The organism is Burkholderia sp. lig30, assembly GCF_000687455.2.
In the GTDB taxonomy this organism is placed as follows: Bacteria; Pseudomonadota; Gammaproteobacteria; order Burkholderiales; family Burkholderiaceae; genus Burkholderia.
On record NZ_JGVW01000052.1, the window covers coordinates 53859 to 77248 of the forward strand.

Below are 23390 nucleotides of genomic sequence, written 5' to 3' on the forward strand. Positions count from 1 at the left end.
TTTCCAAAATGAAATCATCAGGCGAACGGCGCGCAATGCAAGTCGCTTAAAAATCAGTGAGTTAGCGCCGGTGCGCAGGCTGGCCCGGTAATTGCTGTTCAACGTGCATTCCCTCAGGAGGCCGTTCATGAGCAATCAGCAACTTCAAAGCGCAGGCGCGAAATTCCGCGCGGCAGTCGCGGCAGAGCAGCCGCTGCAGGTCGTCGGCGCGATCACCGCGTACGCGGCCAAGATGGCCGAGGCAGTCGGCTTCAAGGCCGTCTACCTGTCGGGTGGCGGCGTGGCCGCGAACTCGCTGGGCATTCCCGACCTCGGCATCAGCACGATGGAAGACGTGCTGACCGACGCGAACCGCATCACCAACGCGACCAACCTGCCGCTGCTCGTCGACATCGACACGGGCTGGGGCGGCGCGTTCAACATCGGGCGCACGGTCAAGTCGTTCATCAAGGCCGGCGTCGCGGCCGTCCACCTCGAGGACCAGGTCGGCCAGAAGCGCTGCGGCCACCGTCCGGGCAAGGAATGCGTGCCGCTCGGCGAAATGGTCGACCGCGTGAAGGCCGCCGTCGACGCGCGCACGGACGACCAGTTCGTGATCATGGCGCGTACCGATGCGGCCGCCGCCGAGGGCATCGATTCGGCGATCGAGCGGGCCGTCGCGTACGTCGAGGCCGGCGCGGACATGATCTTCCCGGAAGCGATGAAGTCGCTCGACGACTACCGCCGTTTCAAGGCGGCCGTGAAGGTGCCGATCCTGGCGAACCTGACCGAGTTCGGCTCGACGCCGCTGTTCACGCTCGACGAACTGCGCGAAGCCAACGTCGATATCGCGCTGTACTGCTGCGGCGCGTATCGCGCGATGAACAAGGCGGCGCTGAATTTCTACGAGACGGTGCGTCGCGACGGCACGCAGAAGGCGGCCGTGCCGACGATGCAGACGCGCGCCGAACTGTACGAGTTCCTCGGCTACCACACCTACGAAGACAAGCTGGACCAGCTGTTCGCGCAGGGCAAGAAGTAAGCCGGCCCGCGCACCCACGATACGAATCTGGAACACAGGAGAACACGAGCATGAGCGAGACGAAAGACGCAGCAGCACCGGCCGGCACCTTCAAGCCGAAGAAGTCGGTTGCCCTGTCGGGCGTGACGGCGGGCAACACGGCCCTGTGCACGGTCGGCAAGACCGGCAACGACCTGCACTATCGCGGGTACGACATCCTGGACGTCGCGGCGGCGTGCGAATTCGAAGAAATCGCGCACCTGCTGGTCCACGAGACGCTGCCGACGCTGACCGAGCTGGCCGCATACAAGACGAAGCTGCGCGCGCTGCGCGGCCTGCCCTCCGCCGTCAAGGCCGCGCTGGAATGCGTGCCGGCGTCCGCGCACCCGATGGACGTGATGCGCACGGGCGTGTCGGTGCTCGGCACGGTGCTGCCGGAGAAGGACGACCACAACGTGCCGGGCGCGCGCGACATCGCCGACCGCCTGATGGCATCGCTCGGCTCGATGCTGCTGTACTGGTACCACTTCTCGCACAACGGCCGCCGCATCGAGACCGAAACCGACGACGACTCGATCGGTGGCCACTTCCTGCACCTGCTGCACGGCAAGGCGCCGTCGAAGTCGTGGGTCGAGGCGATGCACACGTCGCTGATCCTGTACGCGGAGCACGAGTTCAACGCATCGACGTTCACCGGCCGCGTGATCGCGGGCACGGGCTCGGACATGTACTCGGCGGTCACCGGCGCGATCGGCGCGCTGCGCGGCCCGAAGCACGGCGGCGCGAACGAAGTCGCGTATGAGATCCAGAACCGCTACCGCACGCCGGACGAGGCCGAGATCGACATCCGCCGCCGCGTCGAGAACAAGGAAGTGGTGATCGGCTTCGGCCACCCGGTCTACACGATCTCCGACCCGCGCAACAAGGTGATCAAGGAAGTCGCGCTGAAGCTGTCGAAGGAAGCGGGCGACATGAAGCTGTTCAGCATCGCCGAGCGTCTCGAATCGGTGATGTGGGAAGCGAAGAAGATGTTCCCGAACCTCGACTGGTTCAGCGCCGTGTCGTACCACATGATGGGCGTGCCGACCGCGATGTTCACGCCGCTGTTCGTGATCTCGCGCATGTCCGGCTGGAGCGCGCACATCATCGAGCAGCGCATCGACAACAAGATCATCCGTCCGAGCGCGAACTACACCGGTCCGGAAGATCTGGCGTTCCTCCCGATCGAGAAGCGCTGATCGGGCGCCGGGGGAGGCCGATCGTGCGGTCGGCCTTCCCCGATCGTCAAACCTTAGGTTTCCCCCACATGATGAATACCGCCTACCGCAAACCCCTTCCCGGCACGCAGCTCGACTTCTTCGACGCGCGTGCCGCCGTCGACGCGATCAAGCCGGGCGCCTTCGACACGCTGCCGTACACGTCGCGCGTGCTCGCCGAGAACCTGGTGCGCCGCTGCGATCCGGCGATCCTTGCCGATTCGCTGAAACAGCTCATCGAGCGCAAGCGCGAGCGCGATTTCCCGTGGTTCCCGGCGCGCGTCGTCTGCCACGACATCCTCGGCCAGACTGCGCTCGTCGATCTCGCCGGCCTGCGCGACGCGATCGCGGAGCGCGGTGGCGATCCGGCGAAGGTGAATCCGGTCGTGCCGGTGCAGCTGATCGTCGACCACTCGCTGGCCGTCGAGTGCGGCGGCTTCGATCCGGACGCGTTCGCGAAGAACCGCGCGATCGAGGATCGCCGCAACGAGGACCGCTTCGACTTCATCAACTGGACGAAGAAATCGTTCGAGAACGTCGACGTGATCCCGCCGGGCAACGGCATCATGCACCAGATCAACCTGGAGAAGATGTCGCCGGTGATCCAGTCGCAGGGCGGCGTCGCGTATCCGGACACCTGCGTCGGCACCGACAGCCACACGCCGCACGTCGACGCGCTCGGCGTGATCGCGATCGGCGTCGGCGGCCTCGAGGCCGAGAACGTGATGCTCGGCCGCGCGTCGTGGATGCGCCTGCCGGACATCATCGGCGTCGAGCTGACCGGCAAGCGCCAGCCCGGCATCACCGCGACCGACGTGGTGCTCGCGCTGACCGAGTTCCTGCGCAAGGAAAAGGTCGTCGGCGCATATCTGGAATTCCGGGGCGAAGGTGCGGCGAGCCTCACGCTCGGCGACCGCGCGACGATCTCGAACATGGCGCCCGAATACGGCGCGACGGCCGCGATGTTCTTCATCGACGGCCAGACGATCGACTACCTGCGCCTGACGGGCCGCAGCGACGAGCAGGTGAAGCTCGTCGAGACCTACGCGAAGGAAGCGGGCCTGTGGGCGGACACGCTGAAGCACGCGCAATACGAGCGCACGCTGACGTTCGACCTGTCGTCGGTCGTGCGCAACATGGCCGGCCCGTCGAACCCGCACAAGCGCCTGCCGACGTCGGATCTGGCGGCGCGCGGCATCGCCGGCAAGTGGGAAGAGTCGCCGGGCCAGATGCCCGACGGCGCGGTGATCATCGCGGCAATCACGAGCTGCACGAACACCAGCAACCCGCGCAACGTGATCGCCGCCGCGCTGCTCGCGCGCAACGCGAACGCGCGCGGCCTGACGCGCAAGCCGTGGGTGAAGAGCTCGCTCGCGCCCGGCTCGAAGGCGGTCGAGCTGTACCTGAAGGAAGCGAACCTGCTGCCGGATCTGGAGAAGCTCGGCTTTGGCATCGTCGCGTTCGCGTGCACGACCTGTAACGGCATGTCCGGCGCGCTCGATCCGAAGATCCAGCAGGAAATCGTCGATCGCGACCTGTACGCGACCGCCGTGCTGTCCGGCAACCGCAACTTCGACGGCCGCATCCACCCGTACGCGAAGCAGGCGTTCCTCGCATCGCCGCCGCTCGTCGTCGCGTATGCGATCGCGGGCACGATCCGCTTCGACATCGAGAAGGACGTGCTCGGCATCGACGCAGACGGCAAGCCGGTGACGCTGAAGGACATCTGGCCGACCGACGAGGAAATCGACGCGATCGTCGCGTCGAGCGTGAAGCCGGAGCAGTTCCGCAAGGTCTACGAGCCGATGTTCGCGCGCACGGAAGGCACGGGCGAGCGCGCCGCGCCGCTGTACGACTGGCGGCCGCAGAGCACCTACATCCGCCGTCCGCCGTACTGGGAAGGCGCGCTCGCGGGCGAACGCACGCTGCAGGGCATGCGCCCGCTCGCCGTGCTCGGCGACAACATCACGACCGACCACCTGTCGCCGTCGAACGCGATCATGCTGAACAGCGCCGCGGGCGAATACCTCGCGAAGATGGGCCTGCCGGAAGAGGACTTCAACTCGTACGCGACGCACCGCGGCGACCACCTGACCGCGCAGCGCGCGACGTTCGCGAACCCGACGCTCATCAACGAGATGGCGGTCGTGGACGGCGCCGTGAAGAAGGGCTCGCTCGCGCGGGTCGAGCCGGAAGGCAAGGTGATGCGGATGTGGGAAGCGATCGAAACCTACATGAACCGCAAGCAGCCGCTGATCGTGGTCGCGGGCGCGGACTACGGCCAGGGCTCGTCGCGCGACTGGGCGGCGAAGGGCGTGCGGCTCGCGGGCGTCGAGGCGATCGTCGCCGAGGGCTTCGAGCGGATCCACCGCACCAACCTGATCGGCATGGGCGTGCTGCCGCTCGAGTTCAAGGCGGGCGTGAATCGCACGACGCTCGGCATCGACGGCACCGAGACCTTCGACGTGACCGGCGAGCGCACCCCGCGCGCCGACCTCACGCTGGTGATCCATCGCAAGAACGGCGAGCGCGTCGAGGTGCCGGTCACGTGCCGGCTCGACACCGCCGAGGAAGTGTCGATCTACGAGGCGGGCGGCGTGCTGCAGCGCTTCGCGCAGGACTTCCTCGAATCGTCGCAGGCAGCGGCCTGACGGCGCGTTGACGCAGGGCGGTGCGGCGACGCACCGCTTTAGGGTCTGTCTACATTCGCATGTGCGTTCCGTATGTAGACAGACCCTTTTCACATCAGGACATGACTCAGATGGCTCACGTACCACAAATCAAGATTCCCGCGACCTACATGCGGGGCGGCACCAGCAAGGGCGTGTTCTTCCGCCTGCAGGATCTGCCCGAGGCCGCGCAGGCGCCGGGCGCCGCGCGCGACGCGCTGCTGATGCGCGTGATCGGCAGCCCCGATCCGTACGGCAAGCAGATCGACGGGATGGGCGGCGCGACGTCGTCGACCAGCAAGACGGTGATCGTGTCGAAGAGCAGCCGGCCCGACCATGACGTCGATTACCTGTTCGGCCAGGTGTCGATCGACAAGGCGTTCGTCGACTGGAGCGGCAACTGCGGCAACCTGTCGGCGGCGGTCGGCCCGTTCGCGATCTCGGGCGGCCTGGTCGATCCGGCGCGCGTGCCGCGCGACGGCGTCGCGGTCGTGCGGATCTGGCAGGCGAACATCGGCAAGACGATCGTCGCGCACGTGCCTGTCACGGGCGGCCAGGTGCAGGAGACCGGCGATTTCGAGCTGGACGGCGTCACGTTCCCGGCGGCCGAGGTGCAGCTCGAATTCATGGACCCGGCGGCGGAAGAGGAAGGCGCGGGCGGCTCGATGTTCCCGACCGGCCACCTGATCGACGATCTGGTCGTGCCGGGCGTCGGCACGCTGAAGGCGACGATGATCAACGCCGGCATCCCGACGATCTTCGTCGAGGCCGAGGCGATCGGCTACAAGGGCACCGAGCTGCAGGACGCGATCAACGGCGACGCGAAGGCGCTCGCGATGTTCGAGACGATCCGCGCGCACGGCGCGCTGCGCATGGGCCTGATCGACACGCTCGACGAGATCGCGACGCGCCAGCACACGCCGAAGGTCGCGTTCGTCGCGAAGCCGGCCGACTACGTCGCGTCGAGCGGCAAGCCGGTGGCGGCGCGCGACGTCGATCTTCTGGTGCGCGCGCTGTCGATGGGCAAGCTGCACCACGCGATGATGGGCACCGCGGCGGTCGCGATCGGCACCGCGGCGGCGATCCCGGGCACGCTCGTCAATCTGGCGGCGGGCGGCGGCGAACGCAACGCGGTGCGCTTCGGGCATCCGTCGGGCACGCTGCGCGTCGGTGCGCAGGCGGTGCAGGCGAACGGCGAGTGGAGCGTCACCAAGGCGATCATGAGCCGCAGCGCGCGGGTGCTGATGGAAGGCTCCGTGCGCGTGCCGGGGGATGCGTTCTGAGCGGTGCGCGGGCGCCGGCCGATGGCGGCGCCCGCACCGCAGGCCGCCCGGGGGACCGGGCCGGACCATGCGCAGCAGCCCGGTCGGCGCGAGCCGACCGGGCTGTTTTTTTGCGGGGTGCGCGGCCGGTCGCCGGCGCGCTGCGCGATGGCGTCGGCGGTTCGCCGTCCAGCCATGTCTGACAACAACGAAAAGGAAAGGAGACTGCCATGCCGCTGCACTCGCCGTTGAACGGTGTCCACATCGTCGAATTCGAAGGTCTCGGGCCCGGCCCGCTCGCCGGCTGGATCCTGGCCGGGATGGGCGCGAAGGTCACGCTGATCGCGCGGCCCGCCGGCCGCACGAGCGCGCCGGATGCGCTGCAGGCCCGCGACGGCGACCTGCTGCGCGAAGGCAAGGAGATCGTCACGCTCGACCTGAAATCGCCGGACGCGCGCGCCGACGCGCTCGCGCGGATCGCGCAGGCCGATGCGCTGATCGAGGGCGGCCGCCCCGGCGTGATGGAGCGGCTCGGCCTCGGGCCGGCCGATTGCGCGCGCGCGAATCCCCGACTTGTCTACGGCCGGATGACCGGCTGGGGCCAGGACGGGCCGCTCGCGGCGAGCGCCGGCCACGACCTGAACTACGTGGCGCTTACCGGCCTGCTGTCGCTCGCCGCGCCGCGCGGGGCGACGCCAGGCCTGCCGCCGACCGTGCTCGGCGACGCGGGCGGCGCGCTCGGGCTGGCGTTCGGCATCGTCTGCGCGCTGTTCGACGTGCGCGCGGGCGGGCCGGGGCGCGTGGTGGACGGCGCGATCGTCGACATCGTCGCGATGCTCGGCACGATCGCGCTGTGGGCGCGCGCGAACGGCCAGCTCGACGGCGCGCAGCCGAGCCTGTTTCACGACGCGCCGTTCTACGACGTGTATCGCTGTGCGGACGGGGAATATGTGACGATCGGCGCGCTCGAGCCGCCGTTCTACGCGCTGCTGATCGAGCGGCTCGGGCTGGCCGACGTCGATCCGGCGTCGCAATACGACCGCGCGCGCTGGCCGGCGCTGAAGGCGCGTTTCGCGGAGGTGTTCGCGCGGCAGCCGTCCGCGCACTGGCGCGCGCTGCTGGAAGGCAGCGACGCGTGCTTCGCTCCGGTGCTCTCGGTGGCCGATGCGGCGCGGCACCCGCATAACGTGGCGCGCGGCATCTACCGTACCGACGCGCAAGGCGTCGTGCGCGCGCGGGTCGCACCGCGGTTCATGCCGCTCGGTGACGACGTGGCCTGACGGCCGGCGCCCGGTGATCGGTGATCGGTGATCGGTGATCAGTGACTCGGTGACTCGGTGACTCGGTGACTCGGGAGTCGGTGACTCGGGAGTCGGGAGTCGGCGCTCAGGCCGTCTCTTCCGGCATGCCGGGCACCTTGCCGTCGCCGACGCGGTTGATCGTGCCTTGCGCGATCGCGACGAGCCGTTCGTGATCACCATCGATGACAAAAACGTGACACTGGCAGGTCGCCTGATTGCGCGCCGCATGGACGACCGTCGCGCGCGCGACGAGCGTGCCGCTCACCGCCGGCCGCAGATAGTTGATCTTGTATTCGGCCGTGATGACGCGCGGCCCGAGCACGAGCGCGCCGGCGAACGTCAGCGCGTTGTCGGCCAGGTAGCCGATCACGCCGCCGTGCACGTAGCCGTGCTGCTGCCGCAACTCGTCACGCACGGGCAGGCACAGCGACACCTCGTTCTCGCCGATGTGCATCAGCTCGGTGCCGAGCAGCATGCTGAAGGGCTGCGCCCGCAACGCGCCACGCGCGTGATCCACGATATCCGTCATCGACTTGCCTCGAATTCAGTGCCCGCTTGCGCTCCACTCTAGGAAGGGGTTCGCCGATAAGCAAGGAAATTCCGCCGTGTTTCTTGCGGATCGTGCCGCCGGGCAAAGCGATTGTTGCGGCGAATGACGTCCGCGGCCCGTTTCGCACAGGATTCACCGGTGCCGCCTAAAGTCCGCTGTTGAAATGCCGCTAACGCCGGAGCATTTCTTCATTGTTGGCTCTTCAGGAATCGCCATGTTCAGCAAAATCAAGCTCGCGTCGGGTCTACTCGGCGTGTTGACCGTCTTCTGCCTGTTTCTGCTCGCCGTCGAAGCGCTCGGCTTCTGGTCGCTCGCATCGACACGGCGCGGCGTGGACGGTCTGTCGAGCGTCGCGATCGCGCAGTTGGGCGCGGCGAACCAGGCGACCGAGCGTCTGCTCGACGCGCGCATCAACCTGTCCCGTGCCGGCACCCGGATGGTGCGCGGCGGGACCAAGCCGGAAGACATCATTCGCCATGCGAGCGATTCGCTCGCCGAAGCAGACAAGGCGTTCGCCGCGCTGAGCGCGGCGCCCGCGATCGACGACGAGGACCGGACGCGCGTCGCCGCGCTCGGCGAGCGGTACCGGAAGCTGCATGGCGCGCTCACGGAACTCGTGCAGTTCCTCGCCAGCGACAACCTCCAGGCGTTTCTCGACCAGCCGACGCAGGGCATCCAGGACGCCTACCTGACCGAGCTGCATCAATTCGTCGATTACAGCGGCGCGTCGAGCCGCACGGCACTCGATTCGATCGACGCCAGCATCGGCTGGTTCAAATGGGTCGGGATCGTGCTGCTGGTCGCGATGCTGGCGAGCATCGTCGCGGTGTATCTGGCCGCGCGGCGTGCCATCGTCGCGCCGCTCGAGGAGGCGGGGCGCCATTTCGAGCGGATCGCGCAGGGCCGGCTCGACGAAACCGTGCATCCTCGCGGCGTGTTCGAGATCGACACGCTGCTGCGCGACCTCGGCGCGATGCAGGCGAGCATCGCAGACACGGTGCGGACCGTGCGCCACGCGTCCGACGCGATCCATCTGGGCGCGGGCGAAATCGCGAGCGGCAACGCGGATCTGTCCGCGCGCACCGGCACGCAGGCCGCGTCGCTGGAGGAAACCGCCGCGAGCATGGAGGAACTGACCGCAACCGTGCGGCAGAACACGGACAGCGCTCGCGCGGCGAGCGCGCTGGCTGACGAGGCGCTGCGCGCGACGAGCCACGGCGGCGGGGTGGTCGACAGCGTGATCGACAAGATGCGCGGCATCGCGCAAAGCTCGGGCCGCATCGCGGAGATCATCTCGGTGATCGACGGCATCGCGTTCCAGACCAACATCCTCGCGCTGAACGCAGCGGTCGAGGCGGCGCGCGCGGGCGAGCAGGGGCGCGGCTTCGCGGTGGTCGCGGGCGAGGTGCGCTCGCTCGCGCAGCGCAGCGCGCAGTCGGCGAAGGAAATCAAGACGCTGATCGAGGAGTCGGTCGCGCAGATCGGCGGCGGCTCCGAGCTGGTCGAGCGCGCGGGCGAGGCGATGCGGACGGTGTCGGCGTCGATCTCGCGGGTCGCGCACACGATGACCGAGATTACCGCCGCGTCGGTCGAGCAGAGCACCGGGATCGAGCAGGTCAATCAGGCCGTCACGCAGATGGATCAGCTGACGCAGCAGAATGCCGCGCTCGTCGAGCAGGTGGCCGCGGCCGCCGCGTCGCTGAACGACCAGACCACGCATCTGCAAAGCGCGGTCGCCGTGTTCGAGCTCGGCGATGCGCGTGCGCCGCGCAGCACCGCGCCGCGCGGCGCGCCGGCTTACGCGCTGGCCGGCAGCGCCGCGTAGGCGGTGGCGAGATGGTACGGGGTCGTCGACGGCATGTCGCCGCGCGACACCTCGCCTTGCGGCGTCTTGCACTCGTACCAGCCGCGCGGATGCAGGAAGCGCGCGGCGAAGCGCGCGATCTGCGTCGCCAGCGGCGCTGACACAGGCGTGCCGCCGTGCGTCGCGAGCGCGCGCAGATACTCGGTCTGCGCCCAGATGCGCTGCGTGCCGTCGAGGCATCCGCCGTGCGCGTCGAGCGCGGCGCACACCGCGCCGGTTTGCGCATCGACGCCGTGGCGTTCGGCGAATGCGAACGCGCGCGCGAGCGCGCCGGGAAGCCCGGTGTGCGCGACGCGCGCGCCGGCCGCGTCGACCAGATAGAACCATTCGAACTGATGTCCCGGCTCGAAGCGGTTGCCGGCGGTGCCGAGCGGCAGCTCGGCGACGCAGCCGGTCGCGGTGTCGACGAAGGTGCGCTCGACCGCCTGCGCGGTACGCGCGAGCGCGTCGTCGAACGCGGCATCGCCGAACGCACCGGCGGCGGCGAGCCATGCCTCGGTCAGATGCATCAGCGGATTCTGCAGCGGGCCGTCGCCCGACGCCGAGAAGTCTTCGTGACGCGCGGCATCGAGCAGCGCGTCGCCCGGGCGCGGCGCAAAGCGGTCCTGGATCAACGCGGCGGTCTGCTCGGCGACGCTGCGCGCATCGCGTTCGCCCGACGCGGCGTAGTACGCGGCGCAGGCGAACACGATGAACGCGTGCGTATACAGATCCTTGGTCATGTCGAGCGGCGCGCCGTTCGCATCGACGCTGTAGATCCAGCCGCCGTGGCGCGGATCGCGAAAGCGGCGGCACAACGCGTCGAACAGCGTCGCCGCGTGCGCGGCGTCGCCTGCCTGCGCGAACACGAACAGTTGCCGCGCGCACGCCATCGCGCGATAGCGCGTGACGGGCAGCGGCGCGTGGGTTGCCGGATCGACCGCCTCGAACGGCAGTTGCAACGCGCGATCGAAGCCGGAGCCGCGCCAGATCGGCAGGATGACGTCGGCGAAGTGGCGGCGCAGCTCGGTGGCTTGAACGGAGGCGGAGTCGGAAGCGGGCATGACGGGGCGTTGGCGCTTGAATCGAATCGTGTCGGCGCCGCACGGATGCGTGGGCTGGCGGCAAGGATATAGCATTCGGGACGGTCCACACCATAAAAAGGACGATCCGGATCATTCGCCGCAGGTTGCGGAATGTTCGGGCGGCGCGATGCAGACCGTGACGAATACGCCACAGATCGCGCGGGCCGTCATGCGACAATGGCCTTTCCCGACATCGTCAGAATGCAGGCGTTAGGTGTTCGCGCAGCAAGCCGCTCCCCGATCTCCATGACCGATTCCGCAGTCTCTCCCCGCTCTGGTTCCAGCCGCCCTTCCACCCGGCCGCGTCGCCGCAGTGCCGCCGCAGCCAGCCGTGGGCCCGCCCGCGCGGCGGCCCGGCCCGCTGGCGACATGCAGCACGGCGACACGTCTCGCGACGCGCTCACGCTCGACCTGTTCGGCAATCCTGTCGGCGCCGATGCGCCCGGGATCGACAACGCGGCGCAGCCCGCAGCGTCGAAAGCCGCAACCGTCGCGCCGCCCGATACCCAATCGACGCTCGTCGGGTTCGACGTGCCGGCCATCGAGACGATCGATGCGGGCGCGGCGCGGGACGAGGCGGATCAGGCGGGCCACGTGTCGACGGGAAGCGCGATGATCGAAATCGCGCCGGCCGACGCGGCCGCGTCATCGTCCATCGACGCGGTGCCTGAAACCGTGGTGGAGGCGGAGGCCGCCGTTGCCGAGCCGAACACGGGCGACGCGCAACGAGCGTCGGCTGGCAGCATGCAGCACGATGCCACGCCGACGGTCGCAAACGGCGAGACGGCCGACCGGGATCGGGCGGCGTCGCCGGACATCCCGGACGGGAACCGTTCGTCCGCTGCCGAAAGCGCGGACAGCCCGCATGACGCGCCGGAGGCCGCCGTTGCGCCGCCGCGTGCGGCACGCCCGCAAAGGGGAGCGAAGCGGCGCGCGGCCGGTGCGCGAAGCGAATCCGCCCCGCGCGGAGCGGCGCCTCAACCGGCAACACCCACCGAGCAGAAGACGCCACAGCCGGCTTCACCGCCTTCGGAGACGGAGGCGGGGACACGCGTGGCGGCGCCCGCTGCGGCCTTGGTTCCAGCATGGCCGCCCGAATCGGCCGCTACGCCGACGGAGCCGGCCGTTGCACCGGCGGCGTCGGCCGCACCGGCGCTTTCCGCTTCGACACCCCCGCCGTCCGTCGATCTCGACGCGCAGGTGGGCCCGCTCGCCGACCGTCTCGCCGCGTTGCAGGCCGACGCGGCCGGGCTGCGGAGCGCGGCCGACCGGGAAATGCGGCGCGTGAACCGCCTGCTGCTGGCGCTGGCCGTCGTCGTGCTGGCCGGGCTGGCCGCGCTGCTGTTGCAGGCGCTGGCGCTGTCCGGCGCGCGGCAGGACGCTGCCGCCCAGCAGCAGCGAATCGACCGGCTGGTGGCCGATCAGCTGGCGCAGCAGGCCACGCTGGCGACGCTCGAGCAGCACAACGAGATGCTGGCCGTCCAGGTCAACCGCCTTGAACGCGTCGGGCGCGACGTCGTGCGGCCGACCGCGGGCGTGAAGCGCACCAGGCGCGGTCGCGCACCATTCTGATCCCGGCAGGCGGCGGCCCGGCGGCACATCGCGCACGCCGCCGTGGCCGCCTGCGCTCGCCGTCACGCACACGCGAGCGTGCGCTCACTCGCTACACTGGAGGTTCCATCCTTCGTTGGGGGCGCCATGTTGCAGATGCGTCCGATGACGGCAAGCGAGTTTCACGCATACCGCGCACGCGCCATTGCCGGCTACGCGCGCGATCTCGTCGCGTCGGGGCAGAACGATGCGGCCGATGCGCCGGTGCGCGCGCGGGCCTGCTTCGACACCTTGCTTCCCGACGGCCTGATGACCGCGGGCCAGACGCTGCTGTCGCTCGTCGATGACGCGAGCGGCGAGACGCTCGGCGATCTCTGGTATGCGATCGTGACCGAAGGACCGAATCGCGCGCTGTTCGTCTACGATCTTGAAATCGTGCCGTCGCGGCGCCGCCAGGGCTGGGCGTCGCGCGCGCTCGACGCGCTCGACGCCGAGGCGCGCCGGCACGGCATCGCCGAGATCGGCCTGTCGGTGTTCAATCACAATACGGCCGCGCGTGCGCTGTACCGCGCACGCGGGTTCGTGCCGATCACGACGACGCTGATCAAGCCGATCGTGTCCGGTTAGCGGCACGCGCCGCACGAGGCTTCATGCCGCTGCGCTGCGCCGAATGACCGTGCGCGGCCGCTTCCGCGGCATGCGCACGCCATTACCTCGCCCGCCCCTTCCACGTCCGCAGCAGCAGCGCGTTGGTCACGACGCTCACGCTCGAGAACGCCATCGCCGCGCCGGCGACGACCGGATTCAGCCAGCCGAGCGCCGCAAGCGGCACGCCGATCAGGTTGTAGACGAACGCCCAGAACAGGTTCTGCTGGATCTTGCGGTACGTGCGCTTCGAAATGTCGATCGCGTCGGCGACGAGCGCCGGGTCGCCGCGCATCAGCGTGATGCCGGCCGTATGCATCGCGACGTCGGTGCCGGTCGCCATCGCGATGCCGATGTCCGCCGCGGCGAGCGCGGGCGCGTCGTTGATCCCGTCGCCGACCATCGCGACGATGCCGCCGTGCGTGCGCTTCAGCTCGGCGACGACACGTGCCTTGTCGTCCGGCAGCACCTGCGCGTGAAACTCGCCGATGCCGAGCGAGGCGGCCACGGCCGCCGCGCTGCCGCGGTTGTCGCCCGTCACGAGCACGCTCGCGACGCCGCGCGCGGCCAGCTGCTCGATCGCGCGGCGCGCGCTCGGCTTCACCGTGTCGCCGAACGCGATCAGCGCCAGCGCCACGCGTGGCGCGTCGGCGCGCATCAGCCACGAGATCGTATTGCCGGCGCGCTCGAGTTCGGCTGCGCGCGCGTCGAGCGCGGGCGGCACTGCGATGCCGAGTTCGTCGCGCCAGCGCGCGCTGCCGAGCGCGAGCAACTGGCCGCCGACGCGTGCCTCGACGCCGCGCCCCGCAACCGCGCGGGCGTCGGCCGCGACCGGCGCGGGTGTCGCGCTGCCGCGCGCGGCGGCATCGGCGTCGAACGCGGCCACGACCGCGCGAGCGAGCGGGTGATCGCTGTCGCGCTGCACCGCCGCGGCGAGCGCGAGCGCGTCGCCGCGCGCGATGCCGACCGGCTCGAAGGCGGTGACGGACGGCTTGCCTTCGGTCAGCGTGCCGGTCTTGTCGAACGCGATGACGGCGGTGCGCTGCGCGAGTTCGAGCGCCTGCGCGTCCTTGATCAGCACGCCGTGACGCGCGGCGACGCCGGTGCCTGCCATGATCGCGGCCGGCGTTGCGAGGCCGAGCGCGCACGGGCAGGCGATCACGAGCACGGCGACCGCGTTGAGGATTGCGGTTTCGCTGCTTGCGCCGGCAATCAGCCAGCCGGCCAGCGTGAGCACCGCGATCCCGAGGATCGCCGGCACGAACACGGCACTGACGCGATCGACGAGCCGCTGGATCGGCGCTTTCTCCGCCTGAGCGGACTCGACGAGGCGGATGATGCGCGCGAGCGTCGTCTCCGCGCCGACCACGGTGGTCGCGACGACGAGCGCGCCTTCGCCGTTGATCGAGCCGGCCGTCACCGGTGCGCCCGCGTCTTTCGCGACGGGCAGGCTTTCGCCGGTGATCAGCGATTCGTCGACGTGCGAGCGGCCGCTGACGATCCGGCCGTCCACCGGCACCCGCTCGCCGGGCCGGATGCTGACGACCGTGCCGACGCGCACCTGCGCGAGCGGCACGTCGCGCTCGACGCCCTGCTCGACGATGCGCGCGCGATCCGGGCGCAGCGCGTTCAGCGCGCGGATCGCGTCGGTGGTCTGGCGCTTCGCGCGCGCCTCGAGCCATTTGCCGAAGCGCACCAGCGTGACGATCACCGCCGACGCCTCGAAGTAGAGATGCGCGGCGTGCGCCGGTTCGCGCAGCAACTGCCACAGGCTCAGCCCGTAGGCCGCCGACGTGCCGAGCGCGACGAGGAGGTCCATGTTGCCCGCGCGGGCTTTCAGCGCATACCACGCGGCCCGGTAGAAGCGGGCGCCGAAGCCGAATTGCACGATCGACGCCAGCACGAGCTGGAGCCAGCCGGGCAGCATGATGTCGAGCCCGAACGGCGCGGCGAGCATCGGGGCGATGAGCGGCGCGCTCAGCACGGCGGCCGCGATCACGAGGCTGCGTTCGCGGCTGGCTTCGCGGCGTTTGCGCGTGCCGGCGTCCGGCGCGGCCGGCACGGGCGTGCCCGCTGCGCGGGCCGGCTGCGCGACGGCGGCGAGCGACGCATGGTAGCCGGCCGTGGTGACGGCGGCGATCAGCGCGCCGGGATCGAGCGTGCCGGCCGCGTTGACCGATGCGTGCTCGGTCGCGAGATTGACGGACGCTTTCGTGACGCCCGGCACGGCGGCGAGCGCCTTCTCGACGCGGCCCGCGCACGACGCGCAGGTCATGCCGCCGATCTCGAGGTCGATGATCGCCGGGGCATCGGGCGGTACGGCGATGGCGCCCGGTTCGCCGGCGGGCGAGGCGAGATAGCCGGCGCGCTTCACGGCATCCAGCAATGCGGCGGTCGCGACGCCTGCCGCGGCGTCGACCGACGCGCACTCGGTCGCGAGATTGACGGAGGCGTTCGTGACGCCCGGTACGGCGGCGAGCGCTTTCTCGACGCGGCCCGCGCACGACGCGCAGGTCATGCCCTCGATCGTCAGCGCGATCGTGTTCGACGCCTCCGGTGCGGCCTGTTCAGTCATGTCATGTTCCAGAAGACGCGGCCCATGCCGCAAACATATCGAGTATCAACATTCCCATCATGGCAAGGTCAAGCGCCGGTGGCGTTGCGACGCGCGACGGGGAGGCATGCGATACAGAGGGCGCCACACGGCGCGAATCGGGGGTTTACCGGGTTCCGCCATTGTTTTTGTTGGGGCGGCAAGGGTAGGATACAGCCCATCCCGAGATTCGGCTTCGTCCGGCCGGCGCGCCTGCGGCGAGGAATGCGCGACGCGCGCGCCTGCGGCCCGAACTGCGTCCGTTCATTCCCGACGCCTATACTTGGGGAAGCCGGCCCGTCCGATCCGATCTCTCAGACAGCCTGACCGTAGTTCAATAGGCATTCCAGCATGGCAAGCCTCGACAAAGAAAAAGTCTCCTCCACCCTTCACGCCATCGGCGACGTCGCGCGCTCGCGCCGTGCGAAGCGCATCGGCGTCGGCACGCTGATCTTCCTCGTACTGTTCGGACTGCTTGGATTCTTCGCGGCGCCGCCGCTGATCCGGCACGTCGCCGAGCAACAGCTGACGCTCCAGCTCGACCGCCCGGCGACCGTCCGGCGCATCGCGCTGAATCCGTACACGCTGAATCTCGAAGCCGAGGGCATCCATGTCGGCGAACGCGGCGGGCAGGGCGAGTTCATCGATATCGGCAAGCTGACCGTGCGGCCGTCGTGGGCATCGCTGTTTCGCGGCGCGCCGATCGTCAGCGAGATCCGCGTCGACGCGCCGCGCTTCCATATCGTCCGCTACGACGCGCAGCGCTTCAATTTCACCGACCTGATCGAGAAGTTCTCGACGCCGTCGAAGCCGGGCAGCAAGCCGGTCCACTTCTCGTTGTCGAACATCCAGGTCAACGACGGGCGAGTCGATTTCGACGACCGCCTGCTGAACGAGAAGCACGTGATCGACAACTGGTCGCTGGGCATTCCGTACGTCGCGACGCTGCCGTCGAAGACCGACATCTTCGTCGAGCCGAAGCTGCGCGCGCGGATCGACGGCAGCCCGATCGCGATCGACGGCAAGACCAAGCCGTTCGCGCAGTCGCGCGAATCGGAGGTCGAGCTGAAGTTCGACAGGCTCGACGTGCCGAAGCTGATCACGTATGCGCCGGCGAAGCTGCCGGTCGCGGTGCGGAACGGCACGCTCAGCACCAACCTCAAGCTCCGTTTCGTGATGGCGGGCGACACGCCCGCGCTGCGCGTGTCCGGCACCGTCGACCTGAACGACGCGAAGGTGACGAGCGCGTCGTCCGAGCCGCTGTTCGCCGCGCGCGGCGTGCACGTCGCGGCAACCGACCTGCAGCCGCTGCGCAGCATTCTGCATTTCGACGAGATTCGCGTCGACCAGCCGGTCGTCGATCTCGCGCGCGACCGCCAAGGCGTATTGAACGTCGAGAAGCTCGCCGGCACGCCGGCCGCCCCGGCCGCGGCATCGGGCGCATCGGCAGCGGCGCCGGCTGCGCCGGCCGCCGAAGCGAAGGCCGCGCCGCTCGACCTGGCGATCCGCCACCTGGCGATCGACGGCGGCACGGTCAATTTCGACGACCGCATGCCGGCGACGCCCGCGGCGCTGTCGCTCACGCGCATCGCGACGACGCTCGACGGCTTCACGATGCAAGGCAGGACGCCGGCGCGCTACGCGGTGTCGACGGAACTGTCGCGCGGCGGCACGGTGAAGGCCGAGGGCACCTTCAGCCTCGCGGCGAAGCAGGCCGACACGAAGCTGACGGTCGACGCGCTCGCGCTGCCCGCGCTGCAGCCGTACCTCGGCGAAGCGACGCGCGCGCGGGTGCTCGACGGCACCTTCAGCACGACGGTCAACGCGAAGGCCGACTGGGGCAAGACGCCGCTCGACGCGCAGGTCGCCGACAGCGAGCTGAGCCTGAACGCGCTGAAGATCGCCGCACCCGACGCGAAAGCGCCCGCGATCGCGCTGTCCGACGCGCGCGTGAAGGTGACGAAGGTCGATCTGGCGGCGCGCACGGCGCAAGTCGAAAGCGTCGACGCCAACGGGCTCGCGCTCGACGTGCGGCGCCTGAAGAACGGCGCGATCGACCTGGCCGCGCTGGCCGCGCCGTCGCAGGCGGCGCCCGCGCGGGCCGTCGCGCACAAGGGCCGCGCGGAGCCTGCCGCGCCGTCGTGGCACTACGAGATCGGCGAGCTGAACGTGAAGGACGCGGCCGCGACCTATACCGACCTGTCGACGCCGCATCCGGTGAAGCTGGCGTTCAAGCCGCTGCAGCTGAACGTGCGGAAGATCAGCGACGACCTGTCGAAGCCGTTGCCGGTCCAGTTGCAGGCGACGCTGAACCGCAAGGGATCGCTGAACGTGTCGGGCGACGTGACCGCGCAGCCGCTGAAAGTCGGTCTCAGGATCAACGGCAACCGCCTCGACGCGGCGGCGTTCGAGCCGTACTTCGGCAGCGCGCTGAACGCGACGGTGGCGAGCGCGCTGCTCAACGCGCAGGGCAACCTGGCGTTCGCGCAGGTCAAGGACGCGATCCGCGCGTCGTATCGCGGCGACGCCGCGCTCGTCGACGTGCGGATGCTCGACAAGGCGACGTCCGATCCGTTCGCGGGCTGGCGCTCGCTGGCGCTCACCGGCCTGAAGGCCAGCTACGACGAGCACGGTACCGACGTCGACGCGGCGCGCGTGACGTTCTCGAACTTCTACGGCCGGGTGTTGCTCGATGCGCAAGGCCGCCTGAACCTGAAGGATGTGGTCGCGCAGGAAAGCGGCCCGGCGCAGTCGCTGACGCGCGACGCAGGCAAGGGCGAGCCGGTGCCGCTGTCGCCGCAGGGCGCGTCGGCGCCGGCCGTCGCGCAAGCGGCCCCGGCGGCGCACGTCGCGCAGCAGGCCCCGGCGTCGGCGCCGGCGGTCGTGAAGGCGGCGACGCCGCCGGCGCAGCCGGTGCGGATGCACGTCGGCCAGCTGGTACTGCAGAACGGCCGGGTGAACTACACCGACAACTTCATCAAGCCGAACTACACGGCGAACCTCGTCGCGATCAAGGGCATGGTCGGCGGGTTCGGCACGGAGTCGACGACGTCCGCGCCGGTGGACGTCACCGCGAATCTCTCCGGGAACGGCCCGATCACGATCAAGGGCTCCGTGAATCCGCTGATCGCGAAGCCGGCGCTCGACCTCACCGCGACCGCGCACGACATCGAGCTGACCAACCTGACGCCGTATTCGGCGAAGTACGCCGGCTATCCGATCACGAAGGGCAAGCTGAACGTCGATCTGCACTATCAGCTCGCGAACGACCAGCTCACCGCGAACAACCACATCTTCATCGACCAGCTGACCTTCGGCGAGCACGTGGAGAACGACACCGCAACCAAGCTGCCGGTGCGGCTCGCGATCGCGCTGCTCAAGAATTCGCGCGGCGAGATCGACGTCGACGTTCCGGTGTCGGGCTCGCTGTCGAACCCGGAGTTCAGCGTCGGTGGGCTGATCTGGCGCGCGGTGCTCAACCTGATCGCGAAGGCCGTCACGTCGCCGTTTACGCTGCTCGCGCACGCGTTCGGCGGCAATGGCGAGGAACTCGGCTATGTCGAGTTCGCGCCGGGTTCGTCGCAACTGACCGACGCGTCGCAGGGCAAGCTCGACACGATCGCGAAGATGCTGGCCGACAAGCCGTCGATCCGCCTCGACCTGATCGGCCGTGTCGATCCGGACAAGGATCTGCCGGGCCTGCGCGACGCGTACGTCACGCGGCTCGTGCGGCAGCAGAAGCTGAAGGAGGTCGTCGGGCAGGGCGAGAGCGTCGATACGGCGTCGGTGAAGGTCGATCCGGCCGAGTACCACACGTTCCTGACCCGCGCGTACAAGGCCGCCGATTTCAAGAAGCCGCGCAACCTGGTCGGCCTGCAGAAGACGCTGCCGGACGACGACATGAAGAAGGCGCTTGCCGACCACGCGCCGGTCGACGAAGGCAGCCTGCGCACGCTCGCGCAGCAGCGTGCGGAATCGGTACGTCAGTACCTCGACGGCAAGGTCGACGCGAGCCGGATGTTCGTTGTCGCGCCGAAGCTCGATGCAAAGGGCATCGAGGACAAGGGCGCGACCACCCGCGTCGACTTCGGCCTGAAGTGACCCGCCGCCTGCCCCCGTCGCCGCGCTCGCGCGGTGACGGGGGCGCCGCTCAGCGCGCGACTTCGTCCGCGCGCTTGTCCTGTTCCCGCCGCGCCGCGAGCGGCAGACGTGCATCGTCCCATTGCGTCAGCCACTCGATTTCCTTTGCCGTAAACACCTGTCCGTAGTTCCGCAGCGCGTACTGCAGCGCGTCGACGACGTGATGACGAATGATCTCGGGGGTGCGTGCGTCGTCCAGCACGAACCGGAAGGCTTCCAGCGTGGCCATGCTCATGCTCCGGGTCAGGGAAAACCCGTTATCGCACGTCAATAGTCGCGCGCCAAGCCGAAAAAAAATCGCGCGCAACGGCGTCGTGCATGCGGTCCCGGTTCGTCGATCGCGCGACGCGCACGCTTCGTTACCGGAGCGCGGCGCGCGTCGGCGATTCGTGTGCGGTTTCGTTTCGTTACGTTTGACAGGCAACGGAAAGCCCCGCATCACCCTGGCGCCGCAATCGTCCGGCACATTCGTCGCGCCTTCAAGCAGTTCAACTTCAATCGACGAGGTGGGGTCATGAATGCGCAATTCGGGAAGCAGCGGAAATCGGTGGTGGTGGTCGGGCTCGCTCTGGCGCTCGCCGGCGCGAGCGTCCATGCGGAACGCGAAGACGGCAGGCACGATCGCGAGCGCGGCGTCGCGCAGCACGTGCTGCTGATCAGCGTCGACGGCCTGCACGAACAGGATGTCGCGCGCTGCATCGGCGCGAACACGTGTCCGAACCTGGCGCTGCTCGCGCAATCCGGCATCACATATACGAACGCGCACACGCCGGGCCTGTCTGATTCGTTCCCGGGCCTCGCCGCGCTCGTGACGGGCGGCTCGCCGAAGTCGGCGGGCCTTTTCTACGACGTATCGTATGACCGCACGTTGTATGCGCCGATCGACACGACCTGCACCGGCAAGCAAGGCTGGAACGTCGTGTTCGACGAGACGACCGGCATCGACGCGCAGAACGGCAACGCGCTCGTGAACCTCGACGGCGGCGGCGCGTTCAATCCGCAGGCGATTCCGAACGCGCGCGTCGGCGGCGCGTGCGTGCCGGTCTACCCGCACAACTACGTGAAGACGAATACCGTGTTCGAAGCGGTGAAGTTCGCGATGCCGGGGGCGCGAACCGCGTGGGCCGACAAGCACGCGTGGGGCTACGACTGGGTGAACGGCCCGTCCGGTCACGGCGTCGACGATCTCGCGCGCACCGAGATCAACTCGATCGATCCGGCGACGAAAACCAGTTACACCGACGTCTATTCGCACACCGAGAAATTCGACGACTTTCACGTTCAGGCGCTGCTGAACCAGATCGACGGCAAGAACGGCGCGGGAACGGCGAGCGCGGCGGTGCCGACCGTGTTCGGCGGCGACTTCCAGACGTTGAGCGTCGCGCAGAAGGCGCCGGTCGCGGCGGGCGGCGGCTATCTCGACGCGAACTTCACGCCGAACGTGCAGGTCGCGAACGCGATCGCCTACGTCGACAACGCGCTAGGCCGGATCGTGGCCGAGCTGAAGCAGCGCGACCTGTACCGTTCGACGGCGGTGATCGTCACCGCGAAGCACGGCCAGTCGCCGACCGATCACACGAAGCTCGTGAAGAACGGCGATACCCTGACGACGCTGCTCGAAACGAACAACTATCTCGACCCGAACGGGAATTTCGGCCAGAACGCCACCAAATCGGGCAACCTGAACGACGGCACGGGCCTCGTCGGCACCGGCTTCGTGCAGACCGACGACGTTGGCCTGATCTGGCTGCGCGACCGCACCCAGCTGAGCGCCGTGCTCGCGACGCTGAACGCGAACCTCGGCTGCAATGCGCCGGGGATCTGCGCGAACGGCCCGCAGGCATACATCCTGAGCGGGCCGGCGCTTGCCGCGCGCTTCGGCGATCCGGCCGCGGGCCGCACGCCGGACATCATCGTGCAGCCGAACCCGGGCGTGATCTATACGTCGAGCACCAAGAAGGACGAGGAGCACGGCGGCAACGCGCCGGACGACAGCCATCTGGGCCTCGTCGTGTCGTTCCCCGGAATCCGCCACGGCCATCGGGTCGCCGCGCCGGTGCTGACGACGCAGGTTGCGCCGACGATCCTGCGTCTGCTCGGCCTCGAGCCGGAACTGCTGCACTCGGTCGTTGCCGAGCACACGCGCGTGCTGCCGGGTTTGAGCATCGAGCGTTGAGCGTGGAGGCGTAAAAGCGTAGAAGCGCAGAGACGTAGATGCGTAGATGCGTAGATGCGTAGAGCGGGCGGGGCGGCGGGTTCGGCCCCGCTCCGCCCGTGGCACGCCGCGCGTCGATCGCGCGGCGCGCCGTGCCGCCTCGTCGCGGCCGGGTGCTTCGCGTTTACTTCACCGCGAACAGCGTGAAGTTCATGAAGATCTTGAACGCATAGCCGAGCGTGACCGCGCTCGCGACGCCGCCCATCCAGAGGATGACGAACCACATCCAGCCGGGCAGTTGCCGCGCGCGCGGCGCGGCATCGCGATCAGTGATGGTAGTAATGCTGGTCTTCATGACGCACCTTGCCCCGGAATACCCAGTAACCCATCGTCGTGTACGCGAGGATGATCGGCAGGATCACCACCGCGCCGACCAGCGTGAAGGTCTGGCTGGTGCGCGGCGCGGCCGCTTCCCAGATCGTCATGCCCGGCGGAATCGCATACGGCCACAGGCTCACGAGCAGGCCGGCATAGCCGAGCAGCACCAGCAGCAGCGCCAGTACGAACGGCGTCGTGTCGTGGCGGTCGCGCACCGCGCGATACATGAGCACCGCGCACGCGGCGACGAGGAACGGCACCGGCAGGAGCCGCCAGAACAGCCCGGAATCGAACCAGCGCGCGGCGATGGCCGGGTCCTGCAGCGGCGTCCACAGGCTGACGACCGCGATGAAGCCGAGCAGCACGATGGTCAGCGGCCACACCACGCGATGCAGGCGGCGCTGCAGGTCGCCTTCGGTCTTCGCGACGAGCCAGCAGCAGCCGAGCAGCGCATAGGTCGCGACGAGGCCGAGGCCCGTCAGGATGGTGAACGGCGTGAGCCAGCCGAAGCCGTCGCCGGCGAACGCGCCGTCACGGACCGGGATGCCCTGCAGGAACGCGCCGAGCGCGACGCCCTGGAAAAACGTGGCACCGGTCGAGCCGCCGATGAACGCCAGATCCCACAGGTGCTTGGTGCGGCGCGCCTTCGCGCGGATCTCGAACGAGACGCCGCGGAAGATCAGGCAGACCAGCATGAAGACGAGCGGCAGGTACAGCGCGGACAGCACGGTCGCATACACGACCGGAAAGACCGCGAACAGCCCCGCGCCGCCCAGCACGAGCCACGTCTCGTTGCCGTCCCACACGGGCGCGACGGTGTTCATCATCAGGTCGCGTTCCTGCTCGTCAGGAAAGAACGGGAAGACGATGCCGATGCCCAGGTCGAAGCCGTCGAGCACGACGTACATGAAGAGCCCCAATGCGATGATCGCGGCCCAGATTGCGGTGACGTCCATAGGTTT

General features: G+C 69.1%; 16 protein-coding genes. 10 read left to right on the forward strand and 6 right to left on the reverse strand.

From position 1 onward, the window contains the following. The first annotated feature begins 127 nt into the window (after positions 1-127). The 5 genes from prpB (at position 128) to LIG30_RS04830 (ending at position 7467) form a co-directional block, all read left to right on the forward strand. The gene (gene prpB / locus LIG30_RS04810) at positions 128-1021 is read left to right on the forward strand and encodes a methylisocitrate lyase (protein WP_038710104.1); all 894 of its coding nucleotides are present in this window, start codon (positions 128-130) and stop codon (positions 1019-1021) included. Between the two features lie 50 nt (positions 1022-1071). Continuing rightward, positions 1072-2238, forward strand: coding sequence for a bifunctional 2-methylcitrate synthase/citrate synthase (prpC, locus tag LIG30_RS04815; protein ID WP_038710105.1), 1167 nt, complete (start codon positions 1072-1074; stop codon positions 2236-2238). A 71-nt stretch (positions 2239-2309) separates the two neighbouring features. Next, on the forward strand, positions 2310-4907 hold the full coding sequence (gene acnD, locus LIG30_RS04820; protein ID WP_152986014.1) for a Fe/S-dependent 2-methylisocitrate dehydratase AcnD: 2598 nt from the start codon (positions 2310-2312) through the stop codon (positions 4905-4907). A gap of 110 nt (positions 4908-5017) precedes the next feature. After that, positions 5018-6208 carry a 2-methylaconitate cis-trans isomerase PrpF gene (gene prpF / locus LIG30_RS04825; protein ID WP_038710108.1) on the forward strand — a complete coding sequence of 397 codons (1191 nt, stop codon included), beginning with the start codon at positions 5018-5020 and terminating at the stop codon, positions 6206-6208. A 209-nt stretch (positions 6209-6417) separates the two neighbouring features. Next, on the forward strand, positions 6418-7467 hold the full coding sequence (locus tag LIG30_RS04830; RefSeq protein ID WP_038710110.1) for a CaiB/BaiF CoA transferase family protein: 1050 nt from the start codon (positions 6418-6420) through the stop codon (positions 7465-7467). 106 nt (positions 7468-7573) lie between these two features. On the opposite strand, the gene LIG30_RS04835 is transcribed toward LIG30_RS04830, so the two are convergent. Beyond that, on the reverse strand, positions 7574-8017 hold the full coding sequence (locus LIG30_RS04835; RefSeq protein ID WP_038710111.1) for a PaaI family thioesterase: 444 nt from the start codon (positions 8015-8017) through the stop codon (positions 7574-7576). Between the two features lie 235 nt (positions 8018-8252). On the opposite strand from LIG30_RS04835, the gene LIG30_RS04840 reads away from it, so the two are divergent. After that, a complete protein-coding gene (locus LIG30_RS04840; protein WP_038710112.1) occupies positions 8253-9863 on the forward strand; it encodes a methyl-accepting chemotaxis protein in 1611 nt (536 codons plus the stop codon). Here LIG30_RS04840 and LIG30_RS04845 read toward each other — a convergent pair. Next, a complete protein-coding gene (locus LIG30_RS04845) occupies positions 9836-10945 on the reverse strand; it encodes an AGE family epimerase/isomerase (protein ID WP_038710114.1) in 1110 nt (369 codons plus the stop codon). The two genes, LIG30_RS04840 and LIG30_RS04845, sit on opposite strands and share 28 nt — an antisense overlap. A gap of 198 nt (positions 10946-11143) precedes the next feature. Between LIG30_RS04845 and LIG30_RS04850 the strand changes: the two genes are divergently transcribed. Further along, positions 11144-12538 (forward strand): flagellar hook-length control protein FliK, encoded by a 1395-nt coding sequence (locus LIG30_RS04850; protein WP_152986012.1) that lies wholly within the window; start codon positions 11144-11146, stop codon positions 12536-12538. 126 nt (positions 12539-12664) lie between these two features. After that, positions 12665-13144, forward strand: coding sequence for a GNAT family N-acetyltransferase (locus LIG30_RS04855; protein ID WP_038710117.1), 480 nt, complete (start codon positions 12665-12667; stop codon positions 13142-13144). 82 nt (positions 13145-13226) lie between these two features. On the opposite strand, the gene LIG30_RS04860 is transcribed toward LIG30_RS04855, so the two are convergent. Then, positions 13227-15737 (reverse strand): heavy metal translocating P-type ATPase, encoded by a 2511-nt coding sequence (locus tag LIG30_RS04860; RefSeq protein ID WP_038710121.1) that lies wholly within the window; start codon positions 15735-15737, stop codon positions 13227-13229. 369 nt (positions 15738-16106) lie between these two features. Here LIG30_RS04860 and LIG30_RS04865 point away from each other — a divergent pair, with 369 nt between their 5' ends. Then, the gene (locus LIG30_RS04865; RefSeq protein ID WP_038710123.1) at positions 16107-19856 is read left to right on the forward strand and encodes a DUF748 domain-containing protein; all 3750 of its coding nucleotides are present in this window, start codon (positions 16107-16109) and stop codon (positions 19854-19856) included. A 49-nt stretch (positions 19857-19905) separates the two neighbouring features. Here LIG30_RS04865 and LIG30_RS04870 read toward each other — a convergent pair whose 3' ends face one another. Then, positions 19906-20124, reverse strand: a complete 219-nt coding sequence (locus LIG30_RS04870; RefSeq protein ID WP_038710198.1) for a hypothetical protein — start codon at positions 20122-20124, stop codon at positions 19906-19908. 285 nt (positions 20125-20409) lie between these two features. Between LIG30_RS04870 and LIG30_RS04875 the strand changes: the two genes are divergently transcribed. Then, entirely contained in the window at positions 20410-22071 is a 1662-nt protein-coding gene (locus LIG30_RS04875) for an alkaline phosphatase family protein (protein ID WP_038710125.1), read from the forward strand. Positions 22072-22234: 163 nt separating this feature from the next. Here LIG30_RS04875 and LIG30_RS26955 read toward each other — a convergent pair whose 3' ends face one another. Further along, positions 22235-22405 (reverse strand): hypothetical protein, encoded by a 171-nt coding sequence (locus LIG30_RS26955; RefSeq protein ID WP_200929636.1) that lies wholly within the window; start codon positions 22403-22405, stop codon positions 22235-22237. Next, complete coding sequence (gene cydB, locus LIG30_RS04880; protein ID WP_038710127.1) at positions 22377-23384, reverse strand: cytochrome d ubiquinol oxidase subunit II; 1008 nt, start codon at positions 23382-23384, stop codon at positions 22377-22379. The genes LIG30_RS26955 and cydB overlap by 29 nt, the downstream gene beginning before the upstream one ends. Positions 23385-23390: the final 6 nt, after the last annotated feature.

What these genes read in the sequence shown, in the direction of transcription:
- prpB (WP_038710104.1), top strand. Translation starts at nt 128, where the DNA reads ATGAGCAATCAGCAACTTCAAAGCGCAGGCGCGAAATTCCGCGCGGCA.
- prpC (WP_038710105.1), top strand. Translation starts at nt 1,072, where the DNA reads ATGAGCGAGACGAAAGACGCAGCAGCACCGGCCGGCACCTTCAAGCCG.
- acnD (WP_152986014.1), top strand. Translation starts at nt 2,310, where the DNA reads ATGAATACCGCCTACCGCAAACCCCTTCCCGGCACGCAGCTCGACTTC.
- prpF (WP_038710108.1), top strand. Translation starts at nt 5,018, where the DNA reads ATGGCTCACGTACCACAAATCAAGATTCCCGCGACCTACATGCGGGGC.
- LIG30_RS04830 (WP_038710110.1), top strand. Translation starts at nt 6,418, where the DNA reads ATGCCGCTGCACTCGCCGTTGAACGGTGTCCACATCGTCGAATTCGAA.
- LIG30_RS04835 (WP_038710111.1), bottom strand. Translation starts at nt 8,017, where the DNA reads ATGACGGATATCGTGGATCACGCGCGTGGCGCGTTGCGGGCGCAGCCC.
- LIG30_RS04840 (WP_038710112.1), top strand. Translation starts at nt 8,253, where the DNA reads ATGTTCAGCAAAATCAAGCTCGCGTCGGGTCTACTCGGCGTGTTGACC.
- LIG30_RS04845 (WP_038710114.1), bottom strand. Translation starts at nt 10,945, where the DNA reads ATGCCCGCTTCCGACTCCGCCTCCGTTCAAGCCACCGAGCTGCGCCGC.
- LIG30_RS04850 (WP_152986012.1), top strand. Translation starts at nt 11,144, where the DNA reads ATGGCCTTTCCCGACATCGTCAGAATGCAGGCGTTAGGTGTTCGCGCA.
- LIG30_RS04855 (WP_038710117.1), top strand. Translation starts at nt 12,665, where the DNA reads ATGTTGCAGATGCGTCCGATGACGGCAAGCGAGTTTCACGCATACCGC.
- LIG30_RS04860 (WP_038710121.1), bottom strand. Translation starts at nt 15,737, where the DNA reads ATGACTGAACAGGCCGCACCGGAGGCGTCGAACACGATCGCGCTGACG.
- LIG30_RS04865 (WP_038710123.1), top strand. Translation starts at nt 16,107, where the DNA reads ATGGCAAGCCTCGACAAAGAAAAAGTCTCCTCCACCCTTCACGCCATC.
- LIG30_RS04870 (WP_038710198.1), bottom strand. Translation starts at nt 20,124, where the DNA reads ATGGCCACGCTGGAAGCCTTCCGGTTCGTGCTGGACGACGCACGCACC.
- LIG30_RS04875 (WP_038710125.1), top strand. Translation starts at nt 20,410, where the DNA reads ATGAATGCGCAATTCGGGAAGCAGCGGAAATCGGTGGTGGTGGTCGGG.
- LIG30_RS26955 (WP_200929636.1), bottom strand. Translation starts at nt 22,405, where the DNA reads ATGAAGACCAGCATTACTACCATCACTGATCGCGATGCCGCGCCGCGC.
- cydB (WP_038710127.1), bottom strand. Translation starts at nt 23,384, where the DNA reads ATGGACGTCACCGCAATCTGGGCCGCGATCATCGCATTGGGGCTCTTC.